Annotated in this window: 26 protein-coding genes; 13 read left to right on the top strand and 13 right to left on the bottom strand. The window is 66.4% G+C overall.

Going from position 1 to position 26,526, the window contains the following annotated elements; all coding sequences use genetic code 11:
• Positions 1-43 precede the first annotated feature (43 nt).
• From DVU99_RS07615 to DVU99_RS07640, 6 genes are all read right to left on the bottom strand, one after another.
• Positions 44-820, bottom strand: a complete 777-nt coding sequence (locus DVU99_RS07615) for a glutaminyl-peptide cyclotransferase (RefSeq protein WP_114239612.1) — start codon at positions 818-820, stop codon at positions 44-46.
• Positions 821-858: 38 nt separating this feature from the next.
• Complete coding sequence (dbpA, locus tag DVU99_RS07620) at positions 859-2,235, bottom strand: ATP-dependent RNA helicase DbpA (protein WP_114239613.1); 1,377 nt, start codon at positions 2,233-2,235, stop codon at positions 859-861.
• 160 nt (positions 2,236-2,395) lie between these two features.
• Positions 2,396-3,835 carry a sugar porter family MFS transporter gene (locus DVU99_RS07625; RefSeq protein WP_114239614.1) on the bottom strand — a complete coding sequence of 480 codons (1,440 nt, stop codon included), beginning with the start codon at positions 3,833-3,835 and terminating at the stop codon, positions 2,396-2,398.
• A 538-nt stretch (positions 3,836-4,373) separates the two neighbouring features.
• Positions 4,374-5,093, bottom strand: coding sequence for a 23S rRNA pseudouridine(2604) synthase RluF (gene rluF, locus DVU99_RS07630; RefSeq protein ID WP_114239615.1), 720 nt, complete (start codon positions 5,091-5,093; stop codon positions 4,374-4,376).
• 113 nt (positions 5,094-5,206) lie between these two features.
• A complete protein-coding gene (locus tag DVU99_RS07635) occupies positions 5,207-5,980 on the bottom strand; it encodes an ABC transporter permease (RefSeq protein WP_114239616.1) in 774 nt (257 codons plus the stop codon).
• A complete protein-coding gene (locus tag DVU99_RS07640; RefSeq protein ID WP_114239617.1) occupies positions 5,977-6,930 on the bottom strand; it encodes an ABC transporter ATP-binding protein in 954 nt (317 codons plus the stop codon). Before DVU99_RS07640 ends, DVU99_RS07635 begins: the two co-directional genes overlap by 4 nt.
• A gap of 93 nt (positions 6,931-7,023) precedes the next feature.
• On the opposite strand from DVU99_RS07640, the gene DVU99_RS07645 reads away from it, so the two are divergent.
• Both DVU99_RS07645 and DVU99_RS07650 read left to right on the top strand, forming a co-directional pair.
• On the top strand, positions 7,024-7,767 hold the full coding sequence (locus DVU99_RS07645) for an FAD-binding oxidoreductase (RefSeq protein WP_114239618.1): 744 nt from the start codon (positions 7,024-7,026) through the stop codon (positions 7,765-7,767).
• Positions 7,768-8,017: 250 nt separating this feature from the next.
• Positions 8,018-8,338, top strand: a complete 321-nt coding sequence (locus DVU99_RS07650) for a hypothetical protein (RefSeq protein ID WP_114239619.1) — start codon at positions 8,018-8,020, stop codon at positions 8,336-8,338.
• Between the two features lie 13 nt (positions 8,339-8,351).
• Here DVU99_RS07650 and DVU99_RS07655 read toward each other — a convergent pair whose 3' ends face one another.
• From DVU99_RS07655 to DVU99_RS07670, 4 genes are all read right to left on the bottom strand, one after another.
• A complete protein-coding gene (locus tag DVU99_RS07655) occupies positions 8,352-9,386 on the bottom strand; it encodes a fimbrial protein (protein WP_114239620.1) in 1,035 nt (344 codons plus the stop codon).
• A complete protein-coding gene (locus DVU99_RS07660) occupies positions 9,383-12,142 on the bottom strand; it encodes a fimbria/pilus outer membrane usher protein (RefSeq protein WP_114239621.1) in 2,760 nt (919 codons plus the stop codon). The genes DVU99_RS07655 and DVU99_RS07660 overlap by 4 nt, the downstream gene beginning before the upstream one ends.
• A complete protein-coding gene (locus DVU99_RS07665) occupies positions 12,139-12,885 on the bottom strand; it encodes a molecular chaperone (RefSeq protein WP_114239622.1) in 747 nt (248 codons plus the stop codon). The genes DVU99_RS07660 and DVU99_RS07665 overlap by 4 nt, the downstream gene beginning before the upstream one ends.
• Positions 12,886-12,974: 89 nt before the next feature.
• The gene (locus DVU99_RS07670; protein ID WP_114239623.1) at positions 12,975-13,532 is read right to left on the bottom strand and encodes a fimbrial protein; all 558 of its coding nucleotides are present in this window, start codon (positions 13,530-13,532) and stop codon (positions 12,975-12,977) included.
• A 395-nt stretch (positions 13,533-13,927) separates the two neighbouring features.
• Between DVU99_RS07670 and DVU99_RS07675 the strand changes: the two genes are divergently transcribed.
• The 6 genes from DVU99_RS07675 to DVU99_RS07700 all read left to right on the top strand — a co-directional run bounded on the left by DVU99_RS07675 (position 13,928) and on the right by DVU99_RS07700 (position 20,231).
• Entirely contained in the window at positions 13,928-14,563 is a 636-nt protein-coding gene (locus tag DVU99_RS07675) for a hypothetical protein (protein ID WP_157971377.1), read from the top strand.
• 16 nt (positions 14,564-14,579) lie between these two features.
• On the top strand, positions 14,580-14,774 hold the full coding sequence (locus DVU99_RS07680) for a helix-turn-helix transcriptional regulator (RefSeq protein ID WP_114239625.1): 195 nt from the start codon (positions 14,580-14,582) through the stop codon (positions 14,772-14,774).
• Positions 14,775-14,824: 50 nt separating this feature from the next.
• Positions 14,825-16,405, top strand: a complete 1,581-nt coding sequence (locus DVU99_RS07685) for an alpha/beta hydrolase (protein ID WP_114239626.1) — start codon at positions 14,825-14,827, stop codon at positions 16,403-16,405.
• A complete protein-coding gene (locus tag DVU99_RS07690) occupies positions 16,402-17,136 on the top strand; it encodes an ATP-binding cassette domain-containing protein (protein WP_114239627.1) in 735 nt (244 codons plus the stop codon). The genes DVU99_RS07685 and DVU99_RS07690 overlap by 4 nt, the downstream gene beginning before the upstream one ends.
• Positions 17,137-17,138: 2 nt before the next feature.
• Positions 17,139-18,341 carry an ABC transporter permease gene (locus DVU99_RS07695; protein WP_114239628.1) on the top strand — a complete coding sequence of 401 codons (1,203 nt, stop codon included), beginning with the start codon at positions 17,139-17,141 and terminating at the stop codon, positions 18,339-18,341.
• Positions 18,342-18,527: 186 nt separating this feature from the next.
• The gene (locus tag DVU99_RS07700) at positions 18,528-20,231 is read left to right on the top strand and encodes a Zn-dependent hydrolase (RefSeq protein WP_114239629.1); all 1,704 of its coding nucleotides are present in this window, start codon (positions 18,528-18,530) and stop codon (positions 20,229-20,231) included.
• Positions 20,232-20,495: 264 nt separating this feature from the next.
• On the opposite strand, the gene DVU99_RS07705 is transcribed toward DVU99_RS07700, so the two are convergent.
• Together DVU99_RS07705 and hemH are read right to left on the bottom strand one after the other, a co-directional pair.
• Positions 20,496-21,356, bottom strand: a complete 861-nt coding sequence (locus DVU99_RS07705) for an alpha/beta fold hydrolase (RefSeq protein WP_114239630.1) — start codon at positions 21,354-21,356, stop codon at positions 20,496-20,498.
• Positions 21,353-22,408 carry a ferrochelatase gene (gene hemH, locus DVU99_RS07710; protein ID WP_114239759.1) on the bottom strand — a complete coding sequence of 352 codons (1,056 nt, stop codon included), beginning with the start codon at positions 22,406-22,408 and terminating at the stop codon, positions 21,353-21,355. The genes DVU99_RS07705 and hemH overlap by 4 nt, the downstream gene beginning before the upstream one ends.
• A 108-nt stretch (positions 22,409-22,516) precedes the next feature.
• On the opposite strand from hemH, the gene DVU99_RS07715 reads away from it, so the two are divergent.
• The 5 genes from DVU99_RS07715 to DVU99_RS07735 all read left to right on the top strand — a co-directional run bounded on the left by DVU99_RS07715 (position 22,517) and on the right by DVU99_RS07735 (position 25,118).
• Positions 22,517-23,206 (top strand): lipid-binding SYLF domain-containing protein, encoded by a 690-nt coding sequence (locus tag DVU99_RS07715; RefSeq protein WP_114239631.1) that lies wholly within the window; start codon positions 22,517-22,519, stop codon positions 23,204-23,206.
• A 67-nt stretch (positions 23,207-23,273) separates the two neighbouring features.
• Positions 23,274-23,504, top strand: coding sequence for a Sec-independent protein translocase subunit TatA (gene tatA, locus DVU99_RS07720; RefSeq protein WP_114239632.1), 231 nt, complete (start codon positions 23,274-23,276; stop codon positions 23,502-23,504).
• A gap of 18 nt (positions 23,505-23,522) precedes the next feature.
• Positions 23,523-23,891: a Sec-independent protein translocase protein TatB gene (gene tatB, locus DVU99_RS07725; RefSeq protein WP_114239633.1), complete on the top strand. Its 369-nt coding sequence runs from the start codon at positions 23,523-23,525 to the stop codon at positions 23,889-23,891.
• Positions 23,878-24,642 carry a twin-arginine translocase subunit TatC gene (tatC, locus tag DVU99_RS07730; protein WP_114239634.1) on the top strand — a complete coding sequence of 255 codons (765 nt, stop codon included), beginning with the start codon at positions 23,878-23,880 and terminating at the stop codon, positions 24,640-24,642. Before tatB ends, tatC begins: the two co-directional genes overlap by 14 nt.
• Positions 24,639-25,118 (top strand): cupin domain-containing protein, encoded by a 480-nt coding sequence (locus DVU99_RS07735; RefSeq protein ID WP_232823503.1) that lies wholly within the window; start codon positions 24,639-24,641, stop codon positions 25,116-25,118. Before tatC ends, DVU99_RS07735 begins: the two co-directional genes overlap by 4 nt.
• Positions 25,119-25,157: 39 nt before the next feature.
• Here the strand turns inward: DVU99_RS07735 and DVU99_RS07740 are convergent, their stop codons facing one another.
• Positions 25,158-26,519, bottom strand: coding sequence for a S41 family peptidase (locus tag DVU99_RS07740; RefSeq protein ID WP_114239635.1), 1,362 nt, complete (start codon positions 26,517-26,519; stop codon positions 25,158-25,160).
• Positions 26,520-26,526: the final 7 nt, after the last annotated feature.

Here is a 26,526-nt window from a genome sequence, read left to right on the forward strand (position 1 = left end):
CCCCGCCGGGGTGCCCCCTGCCGGAGGACAGGGGCGCTGCCGATCAATGGGAGGACTTGGGCACCAGCTTGATCTCGAACAGCTTGGGCCAACGCTTGCCGGTGACGAACAGGCGGTCATGCTGGGCGTCGTAGGCGATGCCATTGGGCACGTCGTTGGCGGGGTCGGCCAGCTTGCTGTAGTCGAACAGGCCGGTGAGGTCGATCCAGCCGGTGACGTGGCCGGTGGCCGGGTCGATGCGCGCGATGCGGTCGGTCATCCACACATTGGCGTAGATCTCGCCCTTCACCCATTCCAGTTCGTTGAGGTTGGTCACCGGCTTGTCGCCGTCGGTGACCATGATGCTGCCCACCGTCGCCAGCGTGGCCGGATCGAGCACGCGCAGCACCGGCGAACCGTCGCTCATGTAGATGTGCTTGTCGTCGCGGGTGAGCGCCCAGCCCTCGCCGGGATAGTTGAAGGTGTGCTGCTGCTTGAAGCTGGCCAGGTCGTAGACGAAGCCCAGCTGGTCCTTCCAGGTGAGCTGCACCAGGTGCGGGCCCCAGTCGACGATGCCTTCGCCGAAATACTGCGCGGGCAGGTCATGGCGCTGCACCACCTTGCCGGTTTCCAGTTCCACCTTGCGCACGGTCGACTCGCCCGCCTCGCCGGTGCTCTCGTAGAGGTAGCCGTCCTTGTAGAACAGGCCCTCGGTGTAGGCCGAGGTGTCGTGCGGATAAACGTGGACCACGCGGTAGCCATAGACCGGCGTGTCGGCCTGGGCAGAGGCGGTGGCGGCGAGCGCGCCAAGCAAGGTCGCGCAGGTGAGCCAACGGATCATGCAGGGTTTCCTTGTGGTGTTGCGTGTAGGTGGCCGATTCAGTGCAGGGCGCGCACGCGGAAATTCTTTCCCTTGATGCGCCCGGCGCGCAGGCGCTCCAGCGCCTTGTTCGCAAGATCGCGCCGGATCGCCACGTAGGCACGCGTGGCGAACACGTCGATCTTGCCGATGTCCTTGGCATCCAGGCCGGCATCACCGGTCAGGGCACCCAGGATGTCGCCGGGGCGCAGCTTGTCCTGCCGCCCTGCGTCGATCACTAACGTTTTCATCGGCGCCAGGTTGAGCTGCTTGCCGCGCGAGGCTTGCACCTTGAGCGGCTGCCATGGCAGCGGCTGGCCCAGCTGGTCTTCGATGTTGAGCGCCTTGGGGCGTTCGCGCGGGGTGACCAGGGTCAGCGCCAGCCCCGCCTCGCCGGCACGGCCGGTGCGGCCCACGCGGTGGGTGTGGGTGTCCGGGTCGTGCGCGATGTCGTAGCTCACCACCAGCGGCAGGGCGCTGATGTCCAGGCCGCGCGCGGCCACGTCGGTGGCCACCAGGATGGAGCAACTGCGGTTGGCGAACTGCACCAGCACTTCGTCGCGGTCGCGCTGCTCCATGTCGCCGTGCAGGGCCAGTGCCGAGAAGCCGCGCTTGTCCAGCTCGTCCGCCACGGCGTCCACGTCCTTGCGCATGTTGCAGAACACCAGGGCGTGTTGCGCGTGCTCCTTGCCCAGCAGCTGGGCAAGCGCATCGAGCTTCTGTGCCGGCTCCACTTCGTGGAAGCGCTGCTCGATAGTCGCCTCGTCGTGCGGCGTGTCCACCGTCACCTCCACCGGGTCGCGCTGCAGGCGCTTGCTGACCTGGCGGATCTCCTCGGCATAGGTGGCGGAGAACAGCAGGGTCTGGTGATGCTTGGCGATGCGCCCGACGATATCGTCGATGGCTTCGGAGAAGCCCATGTCGAGCATGCGGTCGGCTTCGTCCAGCACCAGCACCTTGATGCCGCCGCCATGCAGGCTGCCGCGCTTGAGGTGCTCCTGCACGCGGCCGGGCGTGCCGACCACGATATGCGGGTCATGGGTGAGCGAGGCCAGCTGAGGTCCCAGCGGCATGCCACCGCACAGGGTAAGCAGCTTCACGTTGGGCGTGTTGGCGGCGAGCTTGCGAATCGCCTTGCTGACCTGGTCGGCCAGTTCGCGCGTGGGGCACAGCACCAGCGCCTGGAGGCGGATGGTCTCCACATCCAGCTGCTGCAGCAGGCCCAGGCCGAAGGCGGCGGTCTTGCCGCTGCCGGTGCGGGCCTGGGCGATGACATCACGGCCTTCCAGGATGGGCGGCAGGCTGAGCGCCTGCACCGGCGTCATCTCGGTGTAGCCAAGGGTCTCCACGCTGGCCAGCAGCGCGGGTTTGAGCGGGAGCGTACGGAAATCGGTCATGCGACATGATCGCATGGCCAGGGCCGGGGACGGGGGATGGGTCGTGGGCACCCCGGGATCGCCAACTCGGCGGCCTGGTGCCCAACACAAGCTTCAAGCGCGGGCTGGGTGAGCGGTAGCGCGCATCAATGCGCCCGCACTACCCAGCCCCCACCTCGCTTCAGCCCTGCATCTGCTCCAGCTCCATACCCTTGGTCTCGCGCACCGATTTCAGCACGAAGATCAGCGAGAGCAGGGCAAACAGCGCGTACAGGCCGTAGGCGAAGGCCAGGCCCACTTCGGCCAGCGCCGGAAAGCTGCTGGTGATGACGAAGTTGGCCAGCCACTGGGCCGAGGCAGCCACCGCCAGCGCGATGGCGCGGATGCGGTTGGGAAACATCTCGCCCAGCAGTACCCACACCATCGGGCCCCAGCTGAGGCCGAAGAAGATCACATAGGCATTGGCCGAGACCAGCGCGACCATGTTCCACGGCGCCGGCAGGCTCAGGGACGCGCCGCTGCCGGTGGCCTGCGAGAAGCACCACGCCATCATGCCCAGGGTGAGGGTCATGCCGGCCGAGCCGATCACCAGCAGCGGCTTGCGGCCGATGCGGTCGACCAGGGCGATCGCCACCAGGGTCACCAGCACGTTCAGCACCGAGGTGGCCACTGTGATGGAGAACGAATCGGACTCGCTGAAGCCCACCGAGTGCCACAGCGTGGACGAGTAATAGAAGATGACGTTGATGCCGACGAACTGCTGGAACACCGACAGCAGGATGCCGATCCACACCACCGGCAGCAGGCCCAGGCGCGGACCGCACAGGTCCTTCAGGGTGGGGCGGTATTCCGAATGCAGGCTGTCCTGGATGTCCTTGACCTTGGCGTTGAGCGCGCCTTCGTCATGCATGTCCAGCACCTGGCGCAGCACGTCGTGCGCCTCGGACAGGCGACCCTTCGCCACCAGGTGGCGCGGCGATTCCGGCACGCCCAGCACCAGCGAGCCGTAGATCAGCGCAGGCACCACTGCCACCAGGAACATCCAGCGCCATGCGGCCAGGCCCATCCACAAGGTCTGCGACGCGCCGCCGGCGGTGCCGGCCAGCCAGGCATCGCTCAACAGTGCAGCGAAGATGCCGAGCACGATGGCCAGCTGCTGCAGCGACCCAAGGCGCCCACGCACGGCAGCGGGGGAAATCTCCGCGATATAGGTGGGCGCGATCACCGAGGCCATGCCCACGCCGATGCCGCCGACCAGCCGCCAGAACACCAGGCTGGCCACGCCCGACACCAGACCCGAGCCCAGCGCACTGAGTGCAAGGAACAGTGCCGCGACCTGCATGCTGCGCACGCGACCGAAACGATCCGCCAGCGGGCCGGCGTACCACGCGCCCACCGCCGAGCCCAGCAGCGCGCAGGACACGGCAAAGCCGATCTGTCCCGCACCCAGGCCGAAGTTGCCGCGCACCGCATCCACCGCGCCGTTGATCACCGCGGTATCGAAGCCAAACAGGAAGCCGCCCAAGGCAGCGGCTGCAGCGATCAGCACCACGCGCGCGGTGGCCTTGCTGCCAAGATCATCGACGGCGGTGCCCGACGTCGGTGTGGAATTCAAATTCATCGCCTCTCCCCGTTGCAGAGTCCGGCGATTCTGCGCTGGCAGCGCCGGCTGATCGAAGTGAATACGTATGCACTAGCGAGGCAGGGTTGTCGAGGTTTTTGCGCCGCGGGAGGGATTGGTGCAGGTGCGCAAGGGCAGCAGGACGACGCTGTGCGCGGTGGTATGAGGATCCGGTGATTTTGGACGTGCGGAAATGATGCGATGCATCACGGTGACGTCGGTTGGGAGGGCTGAGGCAGGAATGGCCGCTCACCCCGGCCTTCTCTTCCACGGGAGACCTTCGGGTCGCCCTTGGAGAGAGGAAGTGAGAGCCGCACCGCCCAGGCTCTAAGCCCTCAATGCCACGATGCGTTGCGGTGTGGCGGCTGTCCCCGAGGTAGCACGTCGCCGATCCGGCAGGACGTCGAAACGCACGCCGCGTAGGCGGCAAGCTGGCGGGAGTACCGCGTAGGGCGAAAGTCGCGGGTACGACGACCGTCGCGAACGGCGGTCGCGCACAGGGGGCGCTCCTGCAAGGGAGTTGCGCGGGATGGGGTGGTCACCACTGCGTGCGATGGGGCAGCAGCCCCTTCAGCTCCGCGTCCGTCAGGTTGCGCCACTGCCCCGGCTTCAGGTGCCCGAGCTTCACATTGACGATGCGCACGCGGCGCAACTGCGTGACGCGGTAGCCGAACGCCGCCGCCATCAGGCGGATCTGCCGGTTCAGGCCCTGGGTGAGGATGATGGCGAAGCCGAACTTGGCGATCCTGCGCACCTTGCACGGCTTGGTCATCTGGCCGTGGATGCGCACGCCGCGCGCCATGCCGGCGAGGAATTCGTCGGTGACCGGCTTGTTCACCGCCACCAGGTATTCCTTCTCGTGGTTGTTCTCCGAGCGCAGGATCTCGTTGACGATGTCGCCGTTGCTGGTGAGCAGGATCAGGCCTTCCGAATCCTTGTCCAGGCGTCCGATCGGGAAGATGCGCTCCTGGTGGTCGACGAAGTCGACGATGTTGTCCTTCACCGTGCTGTCGGTGGTGCAGGTGACGCCTACCGGCTTGTTCAGCGCGATGTACACGGCTCGCTTGGCCGAGGGCGTGTGCGCGAGGATGCGCGCCTTGACGATCTCGTCATCGACCCGTACTTCGTCGCCTTCCAGCGCCTTGGCGCCGGTGGTGACCACTTCACCGTTGATGGTGACGCGACCGGCCAGCAGCAGCTCGTCCGCCTCGCGGCGGGAGCAGATGCCGGCTTCGCTGATGTATTTGTTGACGCGCATAGTGGAGACCAGACCTTCCTACGGCGTCATTCCGGCGAAAGCCGGAATCCAGCGTCCTTGCACGTGGAAAGGCGCTGGATCCCAGCCTTCGCTGGGATGACGGTCAAAAACCATTACGAGCGCAAGCCCACGCCGCGCTTGAGCAACTGCAGCGCCACGACGGCCAGGCCCACCACGAAGGCGAGCATCACCGCGAACGCCACCCAAATGTTCACGTCGCTCACGCCCAGCACGCCGAAGCGGAACGCGTTCACCATGTACAGGATCGGGTTCACCATCGAGATGCTGCGCCAGGGCTCGCCCAGCAGGTCAACCGAGTAGAACACGCCACCCAGGTAGGTGAGCGGGGTGAGCACGAAGGTGGGCACCAAGGCGATGTCGTCGAACTTCTTGGCGAACACCGCATTGACGAAGCCGGCCAGCGAGAACACCGTGGCGCCCAGCAGCACCGACAGGAAGGTCACGACCGGATGTGCCACGTGCAGGTCGGTGAAGAACAGCGCGATCAGCAGCACCAGGGCGCCCACGATCAGGCCGCGGGCGACGGCGCCGGTCACGTAGCCCAGCAGGATCACCCAGTTGGGCATCGGCGACACCAGCATCTCTTCCACGGCGCGACTGAACTTGGCGCCGAAGAACGAGCTGGAGATGTTGCCGTAGCTGTTGGTGATGATGCTCATCATCACCAGGCCGGGCACGATGTACTGCATGTAGGTGAAGCCGTGCATCTGGCCGATGCGGCTGCCGATCAGCTTGCCGAAGATCACGAAGTACAGCGTCATCGTGATGGCGGGCGGGATCAGCGTCTGGGTCCAGATGCGCATGATGCGCACGATCTCGCGCCGGACGATGGTGTTGAGCGCGACGAGGTTGGCGGTGCCGTTCATGCGGCCTTCTCCACGGTGTCCTTACGGCCGTTCTCCACGAGTCGCACGAACAGTTCTTCCAGTCGGTTGGTCTTGTTGCGCATCGAGGTCACGGTCATGCCGCGCTCGCTCAGTGCCGCGAACAGCGAATTGAGGTCATGCGAGCGGGACATCTCCGCTTCCAGCGTGTGCTCGTCCTGGCGGCGTAGCGTGATGCCCGGGATGCTGGGCAGCTCGACCGGCACCTGGGTGATGTCCAGCACGAAGGTTTCCACGTCCAGCGAGGCCAGCAGGCGCTTCATCGAGGTGTTCTCCACGATGGTGCCGTGGTCGATGATGGCGATGTTGCGGCACAGCTGCTCGGCTTCCTCCAGGTAATGCGTGGTGAGGATCACCGTGGTGCCGGCGGCGTTGATGCCGCTGACGAACTGCCACATGGAGCGGCGGATCTCGATGTCCACACCGGCGGTGGGTTCGTCCAGGATCAGCAGCTTGGGCTCGTTCATCATGGCGCGGGCGATCATCAGGCGGCGCTTCATGCCGCCGGAGAGCATGCGTGCCTGGTGCTGCGCCTTGTCCCACAGGCGCAGCTCCTTGAGGTACTTCTCGGCGCGTTCGGCGGCGATCTTGCGGGGAATGCCGTAGAAACCGGCCTCATTGACGCAGATGTCGAACGGCTTCTCGAACTGGTTGAAGTTGATTTCCTGGGGTACCAGGCCGATCAGCTGCATGGCCTTGCCGCGCTGCTTGTTCACGGATACGCCGAACACCTGCGCGTCGCCGCTGCTGGCGTTGACCAGGGACGACAGGATGCCGATCAGGGTGGACTTGCCGGCGCCGTTGGGGCCGAGCAAGGCGAAGAAATCGCCCGGTTGGACCGTGAGACTGATGCCCTTGAGGGCTTCGACGCCATTGCTGTAGGTCTTGCGCAGGTTGTCGACAACCAGCGCGGGTGTGGAAGAGGGGGACATGGGCTGCACCGAAGGGGCCAGCCTTTTATTATACGTGGCTTGCCCAGGCCGACCGGCCCGGGCCCGAGATCACATCGTTTCCCCGGAAAACCCATGGCCGAACAGTTCCAGCTCCGTCTCGTCGACAGCACCATGCTGGCGCCCACCGTGCGCCACATGGCCTTTGAGCGTGCCGACGGACAGCCGCTGGCCTTCGTGCCGGGGCAGTTCCTGCAGATCCATTTCCACTACGACGACGGCACCGCCACCAAGCGCAGCTATTCGGTGGGCACGGTGGGCGACGGTTCCTCGCCGGTGCAGCGCATCGAGATCGCGGTGAGCTACGTGGAGGGCGGCGCCGCCACCAAGTTGCTGGGCGGACTGGACATCGGTGGCGTCATCGACGCCAGCGGCCCTTACGGCCGCTTTTGCCTGCAGGCCGGCGACAGCAACGGCCGCTACCTGCTGCTGGCCACCGGTACCGGCGTCACCCCGTACCGCGCCATGCTTCCGCAGATCGCCGAACTGGTGAAGCAGGGGCGCGAAGTGGTGCTGCTGTACGGTGCGCGCAACGAGACCGAACTGCTCTACGGCGAGGAGTTCGAGGCCTTTGCGCAGGCCCATCCGGGCTTCAGCTTCTACGGCTGCCTGAGCCGCCAGCCGCGCGCGGTGCCGCGTCCCAACGACCGCGCCGGCCACGTGCAGACCGTGCTGGCCGAGCTGGCGCCCAGCGCCGAACGCGACATCGCCTACCTGTGCGGCAACCCGAACATGGTCGATACGGCCTTCGCGGCGCTCAAGGAATTCGGCCTGCCGGTAGCCCACATCCGTCGCGAGAAGTACGTCTCCTCGCGCTGACGGCCCCGGGCCGGCTTCACGCCGCCTCAACCCCGCGTTCAAGTTGCGTCGACATAGGCCGCTAACCGGTGGCCTAGCACGCACGCGCCTGCTTATTTATTGATCAGCTCCGGCGCCGTGAGCGTCAAAAATGTGACGCGGTTCACATTGCCGACACCTGTACGGGTTTTGCATATCAAGCCCCCGGCACGCCACGCCGATAGACCCGACAAGTGCCCCCTTTTCTTGAGGGGCGCCGGAAGGGGCGTTTATGAAGGGCTGGATTCGCAGGACCTGGATGGGTTGCGTAGTCGCCTTGGCGCTGGGCGTGCCATTGGCGCATGCAGACGGCGGGCGCATCACGTTTGTGGGATCAATCGTCACGCCCACGTGTGGCTTCGGGGGTGACGCATCGTTCGCCGATCTTGGCGGTGGCTGTGGCCCCGCGGCGAGCTCAGTGCCCCATGCCTCGCTTTATCGACAGGATGTCGTTGCACTTGAGACCATCAATGACGGGGACAAGCTGCTCTCCTATTTTTCCGGCTATGCGGATGCTTCGACCGCGCAGCTGGTGACACGCAACTACGAGTAGTTGCCGCGGCCGCCTACTGATAGCTCATGGTGAAGGTCGCCGTGCCGGATACCTTGCCGGCGGAAACCGGCGAAGTCGTCTGGTAGTAGCGGGCGAAGAAGGGCAGCGTCACGTTGCCCGCCGCTGCTTTGCCGAACGAAATGGCGGTTCCCCAGGTGATGGCCGTGCCGCTCTGGTTGAGCACTTGTACGCCGACGCCGCCCGCGCCACCGCTGGTGGGCAGCAGTACGCCATTGGCCGTTGACGAAGGGTTGGTGCCCGTGAGCGTCACCGAGACATTGTTGGCGCCGTTGGGACAGGAAAGCCCGATGCTGAAGGCGGTGGTGCCGGCGGTGGAACCCACGCCGGTGAAGGCGCTGGTGCTCACCGACGGCAGCGTGACGGTGAGGTTCTGCGACGCTGAGTTCACCGTGCAGGTCGGCAGCGAAATCACCGTGCCGCTGTTGAGCGTGAGGCTCTTGCTCAGGGTCTGGCTGATGTTGTAGCCGTAGATGTACCACTCGTACTTGCCGAAGGTGATGCTGCTGATCGTGCCTGCGCTGACCGTACCGGTCACGATCAGCTGCGCCGTATAGCTGATGGCCAGCGAACCACTGCTGCCATTGACGTATCCGGCGATGTAAGCGCCCGACTGCTGGTCGCCCGGGGTGACGTCATAGGAGGACATGCCCGGATTCATGGTCAGCTGCACGCCGACGCCCGTTACGTTGGTGGTGTAGATCACGCTGGTGATGCCCGTGCCGCTGGGCAACTGGCCGGTGGTGAACTGGCTGGCGGTCAGGCCGTACATCTGCGCGGCAAAGCGCGAATATCCATTCGGCAGGCCGCTGCAGGTAAATGTCACCGTGCCGGTCTGGGGGGAGCCAAAGGTTGTTCCGACCGCTGCGCCGGAGGGCACCGTGGCCGCGGGGATGGTGAGTGCCAGGCTGTTCGCCGAGCAGGTCGGGCTGGCCGCGCGCGCCATCGGCGCAAACATCATCGACAGCAGCAACAGCAGGCCGAGCAGGCCGGGATGCCGCCGGGCAAGGAGGAGGGAAGATCGGATCATGGACCGCTCCTGACGACCTGTGCCACCGTCGTCGGTCGCGCACACGTCACATTGATTTCCTGATAGCTCTGCTTCTTGTCGCCCTTGGCCGGAGCCGCGAGCTGGATCGGAAACACGCAGCTCTGGTCGTTGCCGTCGGTGTCCTGCCAACGGGCAGTCAGCGTGCCGGAGGCCGGTACGCCACGTACCAGTGCGCCGCCGGCCTGGCCGACCACGCCGAGCGAGGTTCCCTTTTCGTCGAGCACTTCGGCACCGAACGGCACCGGGTCGCCGTTTTCCAGCCTGGCGCGGATGATCACGCTGCGGCCGTTATGCGTCTTGAACTTGAGCAGCACCACGGCGCCGGCGTGCGGTGCAACCTGTGCACTGGTGGAATCAAGCTGCACGTCGAGCGGCAGGCCCTTGGGGTCAAGCTGCACGGTGTTGAGCAGGTACGGCGACAAGTAGGGGACGATGGCGTAGCCGCCGCCGTCCACGCGCACGTCGGTGCCATTGAGCACGCGGGCACCCGTTGCATCCGGCGCGTACACCAGGCCGACGGTATCGCCGAGTGGCTGGCCGAAGGTGACGCCGCCCTGGTGAGCCACCACGGAACCGCTCGCGCCGATCGATGCCTGCGAATAACCCTGGCCCGTGCCGTAGCTTGCATTCACCAGCACATAGGGGCTGCGGTAGCCGCCACTGAGCGAACCGGCCTCGCCCTGCGAGCTGGTGTGGGACGCCATCACGCCGTAGTCGAACTGGTTGTCCTTGCCGAGCGTGCCGTTGAGCAGTGCCTGCTCCTGCGAGCCGTCAGTCGCGTCGTGGCTGAGGTTGAGCATCAGCGTGGGCGAGTGCGGATGGTCGCCCAGGGGCAGGCTCAAGGTGACGAAGTACTGGTTGTCGTAGCGGCCCGTCACATCGCGCGTACGCGTTGCGGAAAAGTTGTAGCTCAGGCGGTGGAACGTGTTGTTGTAGCCGAGCTGGAACTGGGTGTTGGTGCCGCTGCGGTTCCAGTAGTCGTTGGTGGACGCATTGACGTAGAACGAGCCACCACGCGTGCCCAGCCGCTGGGTCATGGTCAGGTCGAAGCGATTGCGCTGGCGCTCAAGCGTGTTGGGGTTGAGCGCGGAATCGCTCAGTGCCGAGCCGGACAGCAGCGCGTTCTGCTGGGCCGACAGCACGCTGGTCACCGGCACGCCGTCGATGGTCTGCACCGTGGGCGGCACATATGTAAAGGCATCCAGGCCGCGTCGCGCGTAGTCGCGCGCCAGGGCGGCATCGGAAAGGCTGAGGTAGCCGCTGGTGGAATAGCGGTAGGCCGCCACGGTGAGCGACGTGTCGCTTTCCGGGAACAGCTTGCTGTAGCTCACCCGGTAGCTTTGTCCCGACTGCGTGGACTGGCCGGGGATCTCCGCACGCGACTGTGTGACATCCACCGCGACCGCGCCCAGCCGCGTGTTGACCGCGCTGCCCACGATCAGTGCGCCGTAGCCATCGGAGGCGGCCAGGCCGGCATAACCGGTCAGCACGTTGGTGAAGCCGTGCTGCACGGTGGCCTGGAACACGTTGGGCTTGTGTTCCAGCGCGGTGTTGCGCAGTTGGCCAGCCACGATGCTGAAGCGGGTGATGCCGGGGCGAAGCAACTGGGCGACCGAGGCGTACGGCACGCTGAAGGTGCGCGTGCGGCCGTCGGCTTCGGTAATGGTGACGTCCAGGCTGCCGCCGTAGCCGGTGGGATACAGGTCGTTGATCGAGAACGGGCCCGGCGCGACGGTGGTCTGGTAGATCTGCATGCCGTTCTGGCGGATCGTCACCAGTGCATTGGTATCGGCCACGCCACGGATCACCGGCGCATAGCCGCGCAGCGAATCGGGCAGCATGCGATCGTCGGTGGCAAGCTGCACGCCACGGATACCGTAGGAATCGAAAACCTGGCCATCCGTGAAGCTGTCGCCCACGGTCAGCTGGGCGCGCCAGGACGGCAGGTCGCGCTGCAGGTAGGTATTGATGTTCTGCCACTGGCGCTGCGAAGACGCGCCTGCGGTCGCCGATTGCCAGGTGGCGGTGGATTCTTCGCGCAGGTGCCACGGGCCAAAGTTGAGGCCGGCGTTGATGCCCAGATAGGCGGTGGTCTGGCTCTGGCCGTTGTTGGTGCTGCGATAGCTGTTGAAGTTGTAGTTGAGCAGCGCGGCGGGGATGCCGGCATCCCAGTACTCGGGGCTGACGTAGCCACGCGGGCGTTGGCCCATGTAGGCCTGCGGAACGCTCACGTCGAGCTTCAGCTCGCTCATGTCGAAGGACACGGTGGCGCCGGGAATCAGCGTGCCGATATCCACGCAGGCGGCGGGATTCTTCAGTTGTGCCGTCAGCTCGTCGCTCGGCTTGACCGGATGAAGGCCAAGCTGCTGCAACAGCTTGTCATCCACGCAAGCCGAAGCATTGGCATCGGCCTGGGGCGCGGCGAAGCGCACATTGGTACGAGTCACCCAGCTGCCGTTGAGCGTCACGTCGGTGTAGTAGTTGCCCGGCAGCACCGGATTGCCGTGTTCGAAGCGCGACAGGTCCGTGGTGTTGGCGCCGGATCCGGACAGCAGGCTGCGGTCGAAATTCGCGTCCGCACCGGAAGCCGCTGCCGCTGCCGCCGCTGCCGCCGGCGCGGCGATCGCGCCATGCGAAGCCAGGGCCAGCGATAGCGCCAGCCACAGCGGTGCGAATCCGCGCGGGGCGTGCCCGCGCGAACCTGCGACCCTGGAGCTGGCGCGAAGACGGTTCACTGCCCGATATGACCTTGCAGGGTGACGGTGGCGCCGTAGTCGTTGATGGCGTCGTAGCTCACCTCGGCGCCAGCGCCGGGGCGCAGGTTCATGCCCTCGACGGGCATCTTCAGGTTGGCGAACGGCGTGACCATGCCGGCCGCGTTGGAGATGAACTGCTTGCCGCCCGTGTTCACCGTGATCTTCACGATGGTGACGTGATATGGCGTGGGGTTATGTGCTTCCAGGGCGTAGCCCTGGCCGTCGGCGACCGCGGCCCAGGTGACCTGGGCCGGAGCCTTCAGCGGATCGCCAGGCAGGTTGGCCGGGCGATAGAAAAGCTTGATTCGCGAGCGGAACGCGAACTGCAGGGTGTTCTTGTCCTTTAGTTCCAGCGAGGTCGGCTTCGGCGGAATTTCCAGCACGTTGAGCCAGAACAGCGATTCGCGGTCGGCCGGCAGCTGGGCCTGGGTCGACACGATGCGCAGGTTCTGCTCCTTCTGCGGCTCCATGCGGAACAGCGGCGGCGTGATCAGGAACGGCGTGTGCACCTTGTCCGGCGTGGAGTGCTCATCGCCGTCGTCGATCCATGCCTCGACCAGCGTGGGGTAAGCGTTGAGGTTGCTCAGCCTCACTGAGGTCTCGCCGTCCTGGCCCGGAAACACCACGCGGGTATTGCCGATGACGACATTGGCGAAGGCCGACGGTGCAAACACGCAAAACGTCAGCAGTGCCGCGGTGGCGGCACGAAGCAAGATCTTCATGGGAATGCCTACAGGGTGGCAGGATGACCGGTGGAACCGGCCAGGCGCTGCAGCCAGAAGACTGCAACACCTGGCCGTGCAACAACTGATCAGTTGTAGATCATCGAGTAGTTGACCGAGCTCGCCACGGAGCCGGCGGTCGGTGCCGTCGCGGAGTTCTGGTAGTAACGGACGAAATAGGTCAGCGTGGCCGAGTTCGTCGTCGACGAGATGTTCGCCAGGCCAGCACCGCTGGTGGCGGCGGCACTGCCGGCCGTGACGATCGAGCCGTCGCTGTACAGCAGCTGCAGGTCGAGGTTGGTGGCGCCGCCGGTGGTGACCACCAGGCGACCGTTGCTGTTCACGGTCGGGCCGGCCTCGAAGTACGTGGCAACGGTGTTCATGCCGGTGGCGCAGCCGCTGACGCCGATGGTGAACTGCGTCTCGCCGGCGGTGGTGCCCAGGCCCGAGAAGGCGCTGGTGGACACCGACGGCAGGGTCACGGTGCCGCTGCCGTTGGTGCCGGCGTTGAGCTTGACGGTACAGGTCTTGGCGGTAACGGCGCCGCCGAAGGTGATGGTGCCGTCGACGGCCTTGGCGGTCTGCGGAGCGAGTGCAACGGCGCCGAACGAGGCGGCGAGCACGGCGGAGAGGAGAAGCTTCTTCATACCCATGTCCTTTGAACGATTGGTGGTTACATCTTTTTGATGCGCTTCCGGACCACGGGCTAGCGCCCCCCGATTGCGCTGTCTGGCTCCTGGTCCCATGCCTCTGCGGGCTGGTTTCCAGGTCGCTTACCCCGTCCTAAGCAACCCCCGTGCCAATCCTCGCAAGGCGCTTGAGATGGCCTTGTTTCGGGGTTTGAGAGGGGGATTTGTTAAAACAGAGTGACGATTTGGGCATGCCTTTCGGGTCACACCGGACCCGAATTGCCGCCCAATGTGCAAATTGTGTCACGTTTTGAGAAATCTCTTATTGCCACGACACTAAAGTTGTCGTGCAACCGGCCGATAAGGGTTCATGTAAAGGATGCTTGACATCGCGATGCGCCACCGGCAGTCTGGTGTCAAGCACACTTGACATCGAACCGGGGGCGTTGATGGCCAGGCTTACCCAGCGGCAGTACCAGCAACGCCTGTTGGTGGCGATGACGATCTACGTGGCAGTCATGCTGCTGGTCTGGCCATCGGCTCGATCGGTGGCGCAGCTGCCGCTGAAAGTCCTGCTGGCCATGACGCCGCTGCCGCCGATGTTCTATGCGTTGGCCCTGATGGCCCGGCGGATCCGGGAGAGCGACGAGCTCGAGCAGCGTACCCACCTGGTCGGGCTGGCGGTCGCCACCGGCCTGACTGCGGCACTGAGCCTGGCCGGTGGTTTCCTTGCGGCCTCCCGCGTGCTGCCCGTCGATGGGTCGATCCTGATCTGGGTGTTCCCCGTCATGATGATCAGCTACAGCGTGACCCGTGCCCGCGTGTCGCGTGCCTATGGCGGCGATCCGGGCTGCGGCGAGGAAGGCGGTGGCCGCTGGACTGCGGTGCTGCGCCTGCTGCTGCTGACCGTGGCCGCGCTGTATGGCTGGGGGCATGGCTGGGACGACTACCGGCTGGGGCTTGCCTGCGGCATCGTCGCCGGATTGCTGCTGGTGACCGTGGTGAAGGCCGTGGCCAGCCGGCCGGCCCGCGGGCAGGCGGGCTCCTGAGGTTGGACTGCCACGCATGAACAATCACGTCCGCCAGCTGCGTGCCGACCACGGCTGGTCGCAGGCCGACCTGGCCGAGCGACTGGATGTGTCGCGCCAGACCGTCAATGCCATCGAGACAGGCAAGTACGATCCCAGCCTGCCGCTGGCCTTCAAGATCGCGCGGCTGTTTGGCCTGCCGATCGAATCGATCTTCGAACCCGAACCGTAATCACTGGCGGTCGGGCCGCAACCCAAAGGGAGTGAGGGGGAAGTGCACGCATGAGCATCAAGGGACGAACCATTCTGCGCATCGGTGCGGTGGCGGTGGGCCTGGCCGCACTGGGCTGGAAGCAATTCCACCGGCCGGCGGCAGACGCATCGGACAGCCCGTCGCCGGTACCGGCCGCCGTAGCCACGCAACCGGCGATGCCGGCCAAGCCACAAACCTGGCAACTGGGCTCGCTCACGCTGAGGCCCTGCGAGCTGGGTCAGCCCAACAGCGGACTTTCCACCGCGGCCTGGTGTGCGCCGTTCGAGGTGCCGGAGAACCGCAACGATCCGCACAGCCGCAAGATCGCCCTGAAGCTGGCGGTGATCCGCAGCAGTGCCCAGGTCGCGGCCAAGGACATGCTGGTGCTGCTCGCCGGCGGTCCCGGTCAGGCCGCCACCGAGTCGTGGCCGGGCGTGGCCACCGCCCTGCAGCCGCTGACCGCGCATCGCCACGTGCTGCTGCTGGACCAGCGCGGCACCGGAGGCTCCAACCCGCTCAGCTGCAAGGCGGATGAGGGTGAGGCGCCGGCCGGCGATGAGGATGCCGACTCCAGTCCCGAGCAGCAGCGCGCGGAAACCGTGCGTTGCCTGAAACAGCTCGAGGGCAAGGCCGATCCGCGCTACTACACCACCACCGTGGCGGCGCAGGACCTGGAAGACGTGCGCAAGGCGCTCGGCGCACCGACGTTCGACCTGGTGGGCGTTTCCTACGGCACGCGCATGGCGCAGCAATACGCCATGCGCCATCCCGACGCGGTGCGCAGCCTGGTGCTCGACGGCGTGGTGCCGAACGAGCTGGCGCTGGGCCAGGACTTCGCGCAGAACCTCGACGATGCGTTGAAGGCGCAGTTCGCCCGCTGCAGCGCCGACCCCGCCTGCCACAAGCGCTTCAATGACCCCTACCAGACCCTGTACCAGTTGCGCGACGCGCTGCGCGCCAATCCGCACAAGGTGAGCTTCCGCGATCCGCAGAATTACCAGACGGTGCAGCGCGAGCTCAACGAATCCTCGCTGGTCAGCGTGGTGCGCATGTTCGCCTACTCGCCACTGACCGCGGCGCTGCTGCCTGTGTCGATCGACGCGGCGGCGCACGGTGACGTCGGTCCCTTGCTGGGCCAGGCCAAGCTGCTTACCGGCGACCTCTCCGACACCATGAACGGCGGCATGCAGTCCTCGGTGATCTGCAGCGAGGACGCCGACCTGCTCGCACCGCGCCCGCAGGACGCGCACACCATGCTCGGCAATCGCATGGTCGAGACGCTGCAGGCGGTGTGCTCGGTATGGCCCAAGGGCGAACGCCCGGCCGATTTCCACCAGCCGCTGAAGACCGACAAGCCGGTGCTGCTGCTGTCGGGCCAGTACGACCCGGTGACGCCGCCGCGCTATGGCGAGCAGGTCGCCTCTCAACTGCCGCAGTCGCGCCACCTCGTGCTGGCCGGCCAGGGACACAACGTGATCAACGCCGGCTGCGCCCCGCAGGTGGTGAAGCATTTCATCGAAGACCTCAATCCGCACAAGCTCGACGTGAAGTGCCTCGATCGCCTGCAGGCCACGCCGATGTTCTTCGACTTCAACGGAGCGGCGCCATGATCGAAGTAAGGGACCTGCACAAGTCATTTGGCGCGGTGAAGGCGGTGGACGGCGTCAGCTTCGTCGCCCGCGACGGCGAGATCACCGGCCTGCTCGGCCCCAATGGCGCCGGCAAGACCACCACGCTGCGCATGCTCTACACGCTGATGAAGCCCGATCGCGGGCAGGTGCTGGTGGACGGCATCGACGCCGCCGACGATGCGCTGGCAGTGCGTCGCCGGCTTGGCGTGCTTCCCGATGCACGAGGCCTGTACAAGCGCCTCACCGCACGCGAGAACGTAGACTACTTCGCCCGCCTGCACGGCCTGCCCGAAGACCTGCTGGCGCAGCGGCGCGAGGCGCTGGTGAAGGCGCTGGAGATGGACGAGTTCGCCGATCGGCGCACCGAGGGCTTCTCGCAGGGGCAGCGGGTGAAGACGGCGATCGCCCGCGCGCTGATCCACGATCCGCGCAACGTGATCCTGGACGAGCCGACCAACGGCCTGGACGTGATGGCCACCCGTGCGCTGCGCCAGTTCATGCAGCATTTGAAGAACGAAGGCCGCTGCGTGCTGTTCTCCAGCCACATCATGCAGGAGGTCGCCGCGCTGTGCGACCGCATCGTGGTGATCGCCCACGGACGCGTGGTGGCGGACGAATCGCCCGAAGCGCTGCGCGAACAAACCGGGGAGGCCAGTCTGGAAGACGCCTTCGTCAAGATCATCGGCAGCGAAGAGGGCCTGGCTGCATGAACATGTCGACCCATACCACCATCGGTCGCACGCGCGCCTTCCTCACCGTGTTCCTCAAGGAGGTGAAGGAAAACCTGCGCGATCGCCGCACCATCGTCAGCGCCTTCCTTACCGGCCCGTTGCTGGGGCCGCTGATCCTGGTGATGCTGCTCAACATCACGCTCAACCGCGAATTCGACAAGGCCGAGAAGCCCTTGCCGGTGCCGGTGATCGGTGCCGAGCACGCGCCCAACCTGATCGCCGCACTCAAGGCCGAGGGCATCGAACCGCAGCCGGCCATCGCCAACCCGGAAGCCGCCGTGCGCAAGCAGGATGCCGACGTGGTGCTGCGCATCTCCCCCGACTACGCCACCGCGTGGCGCAAGGGCGAGGCGGTGCAGGTGGAGCTGATCTACGACTCCTCGCAACGCGATGCGAATACCGCGGTCGAGCGCATCGCCCAGCTGGTGGAAAGCTATGCCCGCCAGCAAGGCGCGATGCGCCTGGTATCGCGCGGGCTTTCGCCCACGGTCGCATGGCCGGTGGTGGCGGCACGCCGCGACCAGGCGACTGCGCAGGCGCGTGCGGCGCTGATGTTCTCGATCCTGCCGTACTTCTTCGTGCTCACCGTGTTCATGGGCGGCATGTACCTGGCCATCGATCTCACCGCGGGCGAGCGCGAGCGGCAGTCGCTGGAACCGCTGTTCGCCAACCCGGTGCCGCGCTGGAAGATCCTGGCCGGCAAGCTGGCGGCGATCTGCGTGTTTTCCGCGGCCAGCCTGCTGATCAGCCTCGCGGCGTTCGGCGTGGTGGGACGCTTCATACCCACCGAGAAGCTTGGCATGGAGCTGGATCTTGGCCTGCGTTTCGGCAGCGAGGTGCTGTTGCTGATGCTGCCGTTGATCCTGCTGCTGGCGGCACTGCAGTCGATGGTGGCTGCGTTCGCCAAGAGCTATCGCGAGGCGCAGACCTACCTGTCGCTGCTGATGTTCGTGCCGGTGATCCCGAGCATCCTGCTCTCCACCATGCCGATCAAGTCGCAGGCGTGGATGTACGCCGTGCCTTTGCTCGGCCAGCACCTGGGCATCATGCAGTTGTTGCGCGGCGATGCCGTCGAGCCACAGCAGCTGGGCCTGTGCCTGGCCGGCAGCCTGCTCGCCGCCGCCGTGGCGGTGCTGGCCACGGCCAGGCTGTACCAGTCCGAACGCCTGGCCATCTCGGGCTGACGCCTTTAGCTCCTTCTCCCCCTCCGGGGAGAAGGCTGGGATGAGGGGTGGGTACTTGCGGTAGTGCACCGGCTAGGCCGACATGGATCCGGGCTTTCGCAAGATCGCCCCTCACCCCAACCCTCTCCCCAAAGGGGCGAGAGGGAGGTCGCGCTAAGATGCCGTTTTCTCTGATCGGAAACGCCCATGCGCCGCCACCTGCTTGCCCTCAGTCTCATCGCCGCCCTGGCCGCCTGCAGCTCGCACGACAACACGCCGGCTGCGCAGTCGTCGACGCCGGCACCGGCCGCCACCGCTCCGGCTGCACCGCCGCCGCCGAGCACCGATGCCGACAACGCCGCGCAGCGCATGGCCAACTACGCCACGGTGAAGCTCACCGCCGATCTTTCGGGCTTCGATGACAAGCAGAAGCAGATGATCGCGCTGCTGATCGAGGCCGCCGACGTCACCAACGACATCTACTGGCAGCAATCGTGGGGTGACAAGGCCGCGTTGATGGCGCGCATTCCCGACGAGGTGACCCGTCGGTTTGCCGAGATGAACTACGGTCCGTGGGATCGCCTGGACAACGACCAGCCCTTCGTCGCCGGCGTGGGGCCGCGTCCGGCGGGCGCGCAGTTCTATCCGGCCGACATGAGCAAGGACGAGTTCGAAAAGGCCGATCTCAAGGACAAGGCCGCGCTTTACACGCTGCTGCGCCGCGACGCGCAGGGCAAGCTGGTCACCGTGCCCTATCACGAGGCCTACAAGGCCGACCTCGATCGCGCCGCCGGCCTGTTGCGCCAGGCCGCCGAACTCTCTTCCGACAAGGAATTCGCCGGCTACCTGAAGAAGCGCGCCGATGCCCTGCAGAGCGACGACTACCGCCCCAGCGACTTCGCCTGGATGTCGATGAAGAACAATCCGGTCGATATCGTGATCGGCCCGATCGAAACCTACGAAGACCAGCTGTACGGCTACAAGGCCAGCTACGAGAGCTACGTGCTGGTGAAGGACCAGGCATGGAGCGCCAAGCTGGCACGCTTCGCCAAGTACCTTCCCGAACTGCAGCGCGAGCTGCCGGTGGACGACAAGTACAAGGCCGAGAAGCCCGGTTCCGACGCTGATCTCAACGCGTACTTCGCGGTGTATTACGCCGGCGACGCCAATGTCGGCGCCAAGACCATCGCCATCAACCTGCCCAACGACGAAGAAGTGCAGCTGAAGAAGGGCACCCGCCGTCTGCAGCTGGAGAACGTGATGCAGGCGAAGTTCGACAAGATCATGCTGCCCATCGCCAAGGAGCTGATCGCCGACGACCAGCAGTCGCACCTCACCTTCGATGCGTTCTTCGAGAACACCATGTTCCACGAAGTGGCGCACGGGCTCGGCATCAAGAACACGCTGACCGGCAAGGGCATGGTGCGCACCGCGCTGAAGGATCAGGCCTCCAGCTTCGAGGAAGGCAAGGCCGACATCCTGGGCCTGTACATGGTCAGCAAGCTGGCCGAGAAGGGCGAGCTGGACAAGTCCAAGCTGATGGACAACTACGTCACCTTCCTGGCCGGCATCCTGCGCTCGGTGCGTTTCGGCGCCAGCGATGCCCATGCGAAGGCGAACATGGTGCGCTTCAACTTCTTCCAGCAGCAGGGCGCCTTCACCCGCGATCCCGCCACAGGTCGTTACCGCGTGGACTTCGACAAGATGACTGCCGCGATGAACGCGCTGTCGGCCAAGCTGCTCACCATCCAGGGCGACGGTGATTACGACGCCGCCAAGCAGCTCACCGACCGCATGGGCAACGTGGACGCCACCCTGGCCGGCGATCTCAAGCGGCTGGATGCGGCAAAGATCCCGGTCGACATCACCTTCGACCAGGGCCTGGACACACTGGGCCTCAGCAAGCCGTAACGACGCAGCGCGCGGACCTGGCGATATCCCGCACGCCAGGTCCACGCGTTCCGCTACCGAGACGCGATGCAGGTGCGCACCCTGTGCGCGACCCTGACGCCAGGGACCGTTACGGCGTCATCGCTGCGTAGGCTTTTCGCGCACAGAGCCTGCCCTGAACCCGATTCAGGGGTGCGCTCCTACAGAGAGGGGACTGCCAGGGTACCGGCCACGCTTCGGCGGTGCCGTTGTAGGAGTGCACCCTGTGCGCGACCCCGGCCTGACTCAGTCTTCCGTTCCGAGATGCGCCCGCGCCCAGGCGGCCACTGCGTCAGGGTGTTCCAGGTGCAGGTGGTGGCCGCCGTCCATGTGCTTCACGGTGATGTCGCGCACACAGGCGGCGCGTGCCTGCATCATCGGGCTGGGCAGGTACGGGGTATCCGGATGTGCCAGCAGCAGGGCGGTGGGCGCTTCGATGCCGTGCAGCAGGGACAACACCTGCGATTCGGCGGCGCGCAGGACCGACGGCCGGTTGAGGCGTGCATCGCTGCGCCAGCGCCAGCCATCCTCATGCTGGCGCAATCCGCGCTCGACGATGGGGCGCGCCTGCTCGGCGGGCAGGCCGCTGGCCATGGTGCGTGCACTGATCGCCAGCTCCACCGAGGGAAACGCGCGCAGCGAGCGCCCGGTGGCATGGCTGGCCATGGCATCGCGGAAGCGGCGCAAGGTGTGGTGGCCGTCGTCGGCGACCGGGCCGAGGCTCTCGATCAGCAGCAGGCGGTCGATGCGTTCGGGCGCTGCCGCGGCCAGCAGCGCGGCAACACCGGCGCCCAGCGAATGCCCCAGCAGGTGATGGCGCGGCAGGCCCATGGCCGCGCTGGCCGCCAGCACGGTGCGCACGTAGTCGATGAAGTGGTACGGCACGCCGGCGGGCAGGTGGTCCGAGTGACCGTGTCCGGGCAATTCCAGCGCGATGACCTGCCAGCGGTCCGCCAGCCGGGGTGCCAGTTCGGCGAAGCTGCCGGCATTGTCCAGCCAGCCGTGCAAAGCCATCAGCGGCGGCAGCCCGTCGCGCCCCCACACCAGCGCACGCAGGCGCAGGTGCGGCAGGATGATCTCGCGTTCGACCGGCGCCGATGTGCTCATGCGTCGCGCCCGGCGAATTCCGGCCAGCCGCCGGCCTGGCGGCGCAGCAGTGCAGCCAGGCTGTCCACCTGGCCGTCCGAGTCGTTGAGGGCAGGGATGTACCGCAACGTCTCGCCGCCCGCCCCGCGGAAGAACTCGTGGTTCTGCATGGCGATTTCCTCCAGCGTCTCCAGGCAGTCGACCGCGAAGCCGGGACAGGCCACGTCCAGTGTCCTCACCCCGCCGCGCGCCAGTTCGCGCACGGTGGCATCGGTGTAGGGCTGCAGCCAGGTCTCGCGTCCCACGCGCGACTGGAAGCTCATCAGCAGCTGCGATTCGTCCAGGCCCAGCCGCTGGCGCAGCGCGCGGGTGGTCGCCTCGCACTGCGCGCGGTACGGATCGCCCTCGCGCACGTAGCGTTCGGGAATACCGTGGAACGACAGCAGCAGGCGCTCCCCGCGGCCGTGGGTGGCCCACCATTGCTCGATGCTGCGGGCCAGCGCCTCGATGTGCGCCGGGTCGTCGTGATAGTCGTTGATCATGCGCAGCTCGGGCGGCCAGCGCAGCGACTTCAGCGCGTCAGCCACCGCGTCGATCACCGAGCCGGTGGAGGTCGCCGAGTACTGCGGGTACAGCGGCAGCACCAGCAGGCGGCGCATGCCCTCGCGCTGCAGTGCCTGGATCTGCGTCTGCACGGACGGCTGGCCGTAGCGCATGGCCAGCGCCACCCGCACCGGACCGGCGCACTGCTGCGTGAGCGCGTCCTGCAGGCGTGCCGCCAGGGCCTCGCTGCCGACCCGCAGCGGCGAGCCCTGCGGCGTCCAGATGCGTTGGTAGGCGTGCGCCGAACGGGCCGGCCGCACGCGCAGGATCACCCCGTGCAGGATCAGCCACCACAGCCAGCGGGGGTAGTCGATCACCCGGGGATCGCCAAGGAATTCCGCGAGATACGGGCGCACCGCGCTGGCCGTGGGGGCCGCTGGTGTGCCGAGGTTCACCAATAGCACTGCAGCCTGAACGGGCTGGTCATGGGAAGTGCCGGCAGGGCCGGTATAGTCAGGGCTGCGTGGCATGGTGATGGCGGTGATGAAAACCGCCGCAGAGTCTGCCACAAGCCATTGGTGGCACCGCGCGAAGCATCGCCGCAGCCGGCCATCCCCCTTACCGCTCAGGAGTGCTCCATGTTCAAGGCGTCGTTGCACCGGGTATTGCTTGCTACCTTGGTCCTGCTGCTGCCGGCGATGGCCGCGCATGCCGAGGACCCGCCGCTGGTGCGCGCCCAGAACTCGGTGCGCGTGCTCAACGAGATCATGCAGGCGCCGGACAAGGCCATTCCCTCCGACCTGCTGAAGGAGGCCAAGGCCATCGCGGTGATCCCCGACCTGCTCAAGGTGGGCTTCATCTTCGGCGGCCGCCGCGGCGAGGGCCTGATTTCGGTGAAGGGTCCGGACGGCACCTGGTCCAACCCCAGTTTCATCACCATGACCGGTGGCAGCGTGGGCTTCCAGGCGGGTGCCTCGTCCACCGACGTGATCCTGGTGTTCCGCACCCAGCGCGGCGTGGATTCGATCGTCAACGGCAAATTCACCCTGGGTGCCGATGCCGCTGCCGCGGCCGGCCCGGTGGGTCGCACGGCCCAGGCCTCCACCGACAGCGATTTCAAGGCGGAGATCTACTCCTATTCGCGTTCGCGCGGCCTGTTCGCCGGCGTGGCCCTGGATGGCTCGGCCCTGCGCATCGACTACGACGCCAACGAGTCCATCTACGGCAAGGGCGTGACGCCGCGCCGCATCTTCGAGGGCGGAGTCAGCAATGTCCCGGGTCCGGTGGTCGATTTCAGGGACCGCCTGGAGGAGTACACTCAGCGTTGATGTGGAGCGGCGGCGCGAGGGCGCGACGCCTGCGTTCCGCCGCTTTGACGTCTCTGAGGCCCGATTCATGAGCATTACCCATCTACTCATCCTGCTCGTCGTCGTCGTGCTGATCTTCGGCACCAAGAAACTTCGCAACATCGGCTCCGATCTCGGCGGCGCCGTGCGTGACTTCAAGAAGGGTCTGGATGGCGACGAACAAGCCAAGCCCACGGATCCGAACGAGCGCCTGCGCGCCGATCCGCCGCCGGCCAGCTCCCAGACCCAGAGCCAGCACGACACCACCGAAACCAAGTAAGGCGACGGGTCACGGGTCATGATCGAGATCAGCTTTGGCAAGCTGGTACTGCTCGCGCTCGTCGCGCTGATCGTGCTGGGTCCGGAAAAGCTGCCCCACGCGGCCCGCACGGCGGGTGCCCTGCTGCGCCGCGTGCGCACCGGCTGGGACAGCGTGCGCGCCGAAGTGGAGCGTGAGTTGCAGGTGGAGGAGATCCGCACGCAGGCCCGTGAGGCCGCCGCCCGCGCCCAGGCTGCCCAGGCCGAGCTGGACGAAACCCTGCGCAAGATGCGTCCCACCGGTGGCGCCCAGGCTCCTGCGCCGAATGCCGCCGAGCCCGCTGCGACCGTGGCCGAAACGACCGCCGAGGCCGATCCGGTGAAGGAGCCCCCGCATGGCAGCGCCTGAGCTGGAAGGCCCGGACCAGGGCGGGGTGGAAGAGAGCCTGTTCTCGCACCTGATCGAACTGCGCTCGCGGCTGCTGCGCGCCATCGTCACCGTGCTGGTGGTGCTGGCGGCACTGATCCCGTTCGCCAACCGCCTGTACACCGAACTGGCCGCACCGCTGGTCTCGCGGTTGCCGGCAGGCGCACACCTGATCGCCACCGAAGTGGCCAGTCCGTTCGTGACGCCGCTGAAGCTGGCGTTCTACGCGGCGCTGTTCATCAGCATGCCGATGATCGTCTACCAGCTGTGGGCCTTCGTCAGCCCCGGCCTGTACCGCAACGAGAAACGGCTCGCGCGACCGCTGCTGGTGGCTGCGTTGCTGCTGTTCTACCTGGGCTGTGCATTCGCCTATTTTCTGGTGCTGCCGGCGGCCTTCCGTTTCCTCACCGCGGTGACTCCGCAGGGTGTGGAAATGATGACCGACATCACGCATTACCTGGACTTCGTGATGCTGATGTTCTTCGCCTTCGGCCTGTGTTTCGAGGTGCCGGTGGCGGTGGTGATCCTCGCTGCGATCGGCGTGGTCAATCTCGAGCAGCTGCGCAGCGGGCGGCGTTACGCCGTCGTCGGCGCGTTCACGATCGCGGCCTTCATCACGCCGCCTGACATCACTTCGATGATCATGCTGGCGATCCCGATGTGCCTGCTCTACGAGCTGGGCGTGCTGGCGGTGCGCTGGCTGCTCAAGCCCACCAGCGCGGAGGCCACGTGAACGACGTCCCGGCCCGTGTCGAGGAACTGAAGTCTTTGCTGCAGTTGCAGCCCCATGTGGAAGGCGGTTGCTATCACCGGTTCTACCCGTCGCGCGCGGTGGGTGATGGGGACGGCACACGCCACCCGTTGAGCGCGATCCACTATCTGCTCGAGGCTGGCAGCGTCGGCAGCTGGCACCGCGTGGATGCCGAGGAAGCCTGGCATTTCGTCGAGGGCGACCCGCTGGAGCTGTTGATCTTCAGTCCGGCCAGCAAGAGCCTTGAGCGCTGCTGCCTTGGTCCGGTGGGCAACGGCTCGCGTCCGATGGCGGTGGTGCCGGCCGGTGCCTGGCAGGCCGCGCGCCCGCTCGGCCGCTATGCGCTGATGACCTGCCTGGTGGCTCCGGGCTTCGAATACGAAGGGTTCGAGCTGATGGCGGAAGACAATCCGCTGGCCAGCCACCTGTCCGGACTGGCGCCCGAGATCCGTTTCTGAACACGCGCTCGGCGCTCCCCGTGGGAAGCGCCGGACGGATCAGTGCTGCGAGGCCGGCGCGCTGGGTGCCGTGCGGTTGAGCGCCAGGCCCTTGAGCACATTCAGCGCCTGCGACAGCGCGTAGTCCTGCGTGGCCAGCTTGGCGTTCTCGGCGCTGCCGTCGTTGTCGATGTCCTTGCCGCCCTTGCTGCCGTCCTCGTTGGCCAGGTGGTTGGGCAGGTCGGCCTCGGAGCTGATCAGGGTGACGGAGCTGTCGGCCTTGTTCACCGACAGGTCGGCCAGAGGGATGTCGGGCTTGATGCCCTCGGCCTGGATCGAGGTGCCGTTGGGCGTGTAGTAGCGGGCCGTGGTGATCTTCACCGCATGGTCGTTGTCCAGCGGCAGTACGGTCTGCACCACGCCCTTGCCGAAGGTGCGGCGACCCATGATCAGCGCGCGGCGATTGTCCTTCAGCGCGCCGGAGACGATCTCGGCCGCCGAGGCGGTGCCATTGTCCACCAGCACCACCATCGGGGCGCCGTTGAGCAGGTCGCCCGGATGGGCCTCGAAGCTGAGGTTGGAGTCCTGCAGGCGGCCGCGGGTGGTGACGATGGTGCCGGAGTCGAGGAAGTCGTCGCTGACGCCGACCGCGGCGGTGAGCAGGCCGCCCGGATTGGAACGCAGGTCGAGGATGGCGCCCTTCTGCGGGCCGTTCTTGCGGATCAGGTCGCCGAGCTTCTTCTCCAGGTCGGCCGTGGTGTCGTCCTGGAACTGGCTGACGCGGATATAAGCGTAGCCGGGCTCGATCTCGCGCACCTTGACGCTGGTGACCGAGATGCGCTCACGCACCAGCGGCAGGTCGATCGGCTTGTCGCTCTTCTCGTGCAGGATGGTGAGGGTGACCTTGGTGCCCGGATCGCCGCGCAATTCCTTGAACATCTCGTCGATGTTCTCCGAATCCACCGGCTTGCCGTCCACCTTGATGATGGTGTCGCCGGGCTTGATGCCGGCGCGGGCGGCGGGCGTGTCGTCGATCGGGGCGATGATGCGCAGCGTGCCGTCCACCTGCAGCACTTCGATGCCCAGGCCGCCGTACTGGCCGGTGGTGTCCTCGTTGAGTTCGGCCAGGCCGTCCTTGTCCAGGTACTCGCTGTGCGGATCCAGCCCGGTGAGCATGCCGCTGATGGCGGCCTTCATCAGGGTCTTGTTGTCCACCGGCTCCACGTAGGCCTGGCGCACGATCTCGTAGACCCGGCTGAAATTGCGGATGTCGTCCAGGTCCACCTGGTCGGGTGCCGAAGCGGCTGCGGCGGGGCTGGCGGCCTGGGCCTTGCCGCCTGTGCTTTGCGCGGGCGCGGTCTGGGCTTGCGCCAACGGCGCCGCCAGCAACAGGACGGCCAGGCTCAAGGAAGGGAACCGCATGGATGGG

The sequence above is a fragment of the Dyella sp. C9 genome, assembly GCF_003332825.1.
Taxonomy (GTDB): domain Bacteria; phylum Pseudomonadota; class Gammaproteobacteria; order Xanthomonadales; family Rhodanobacteraceae; genus Dyella.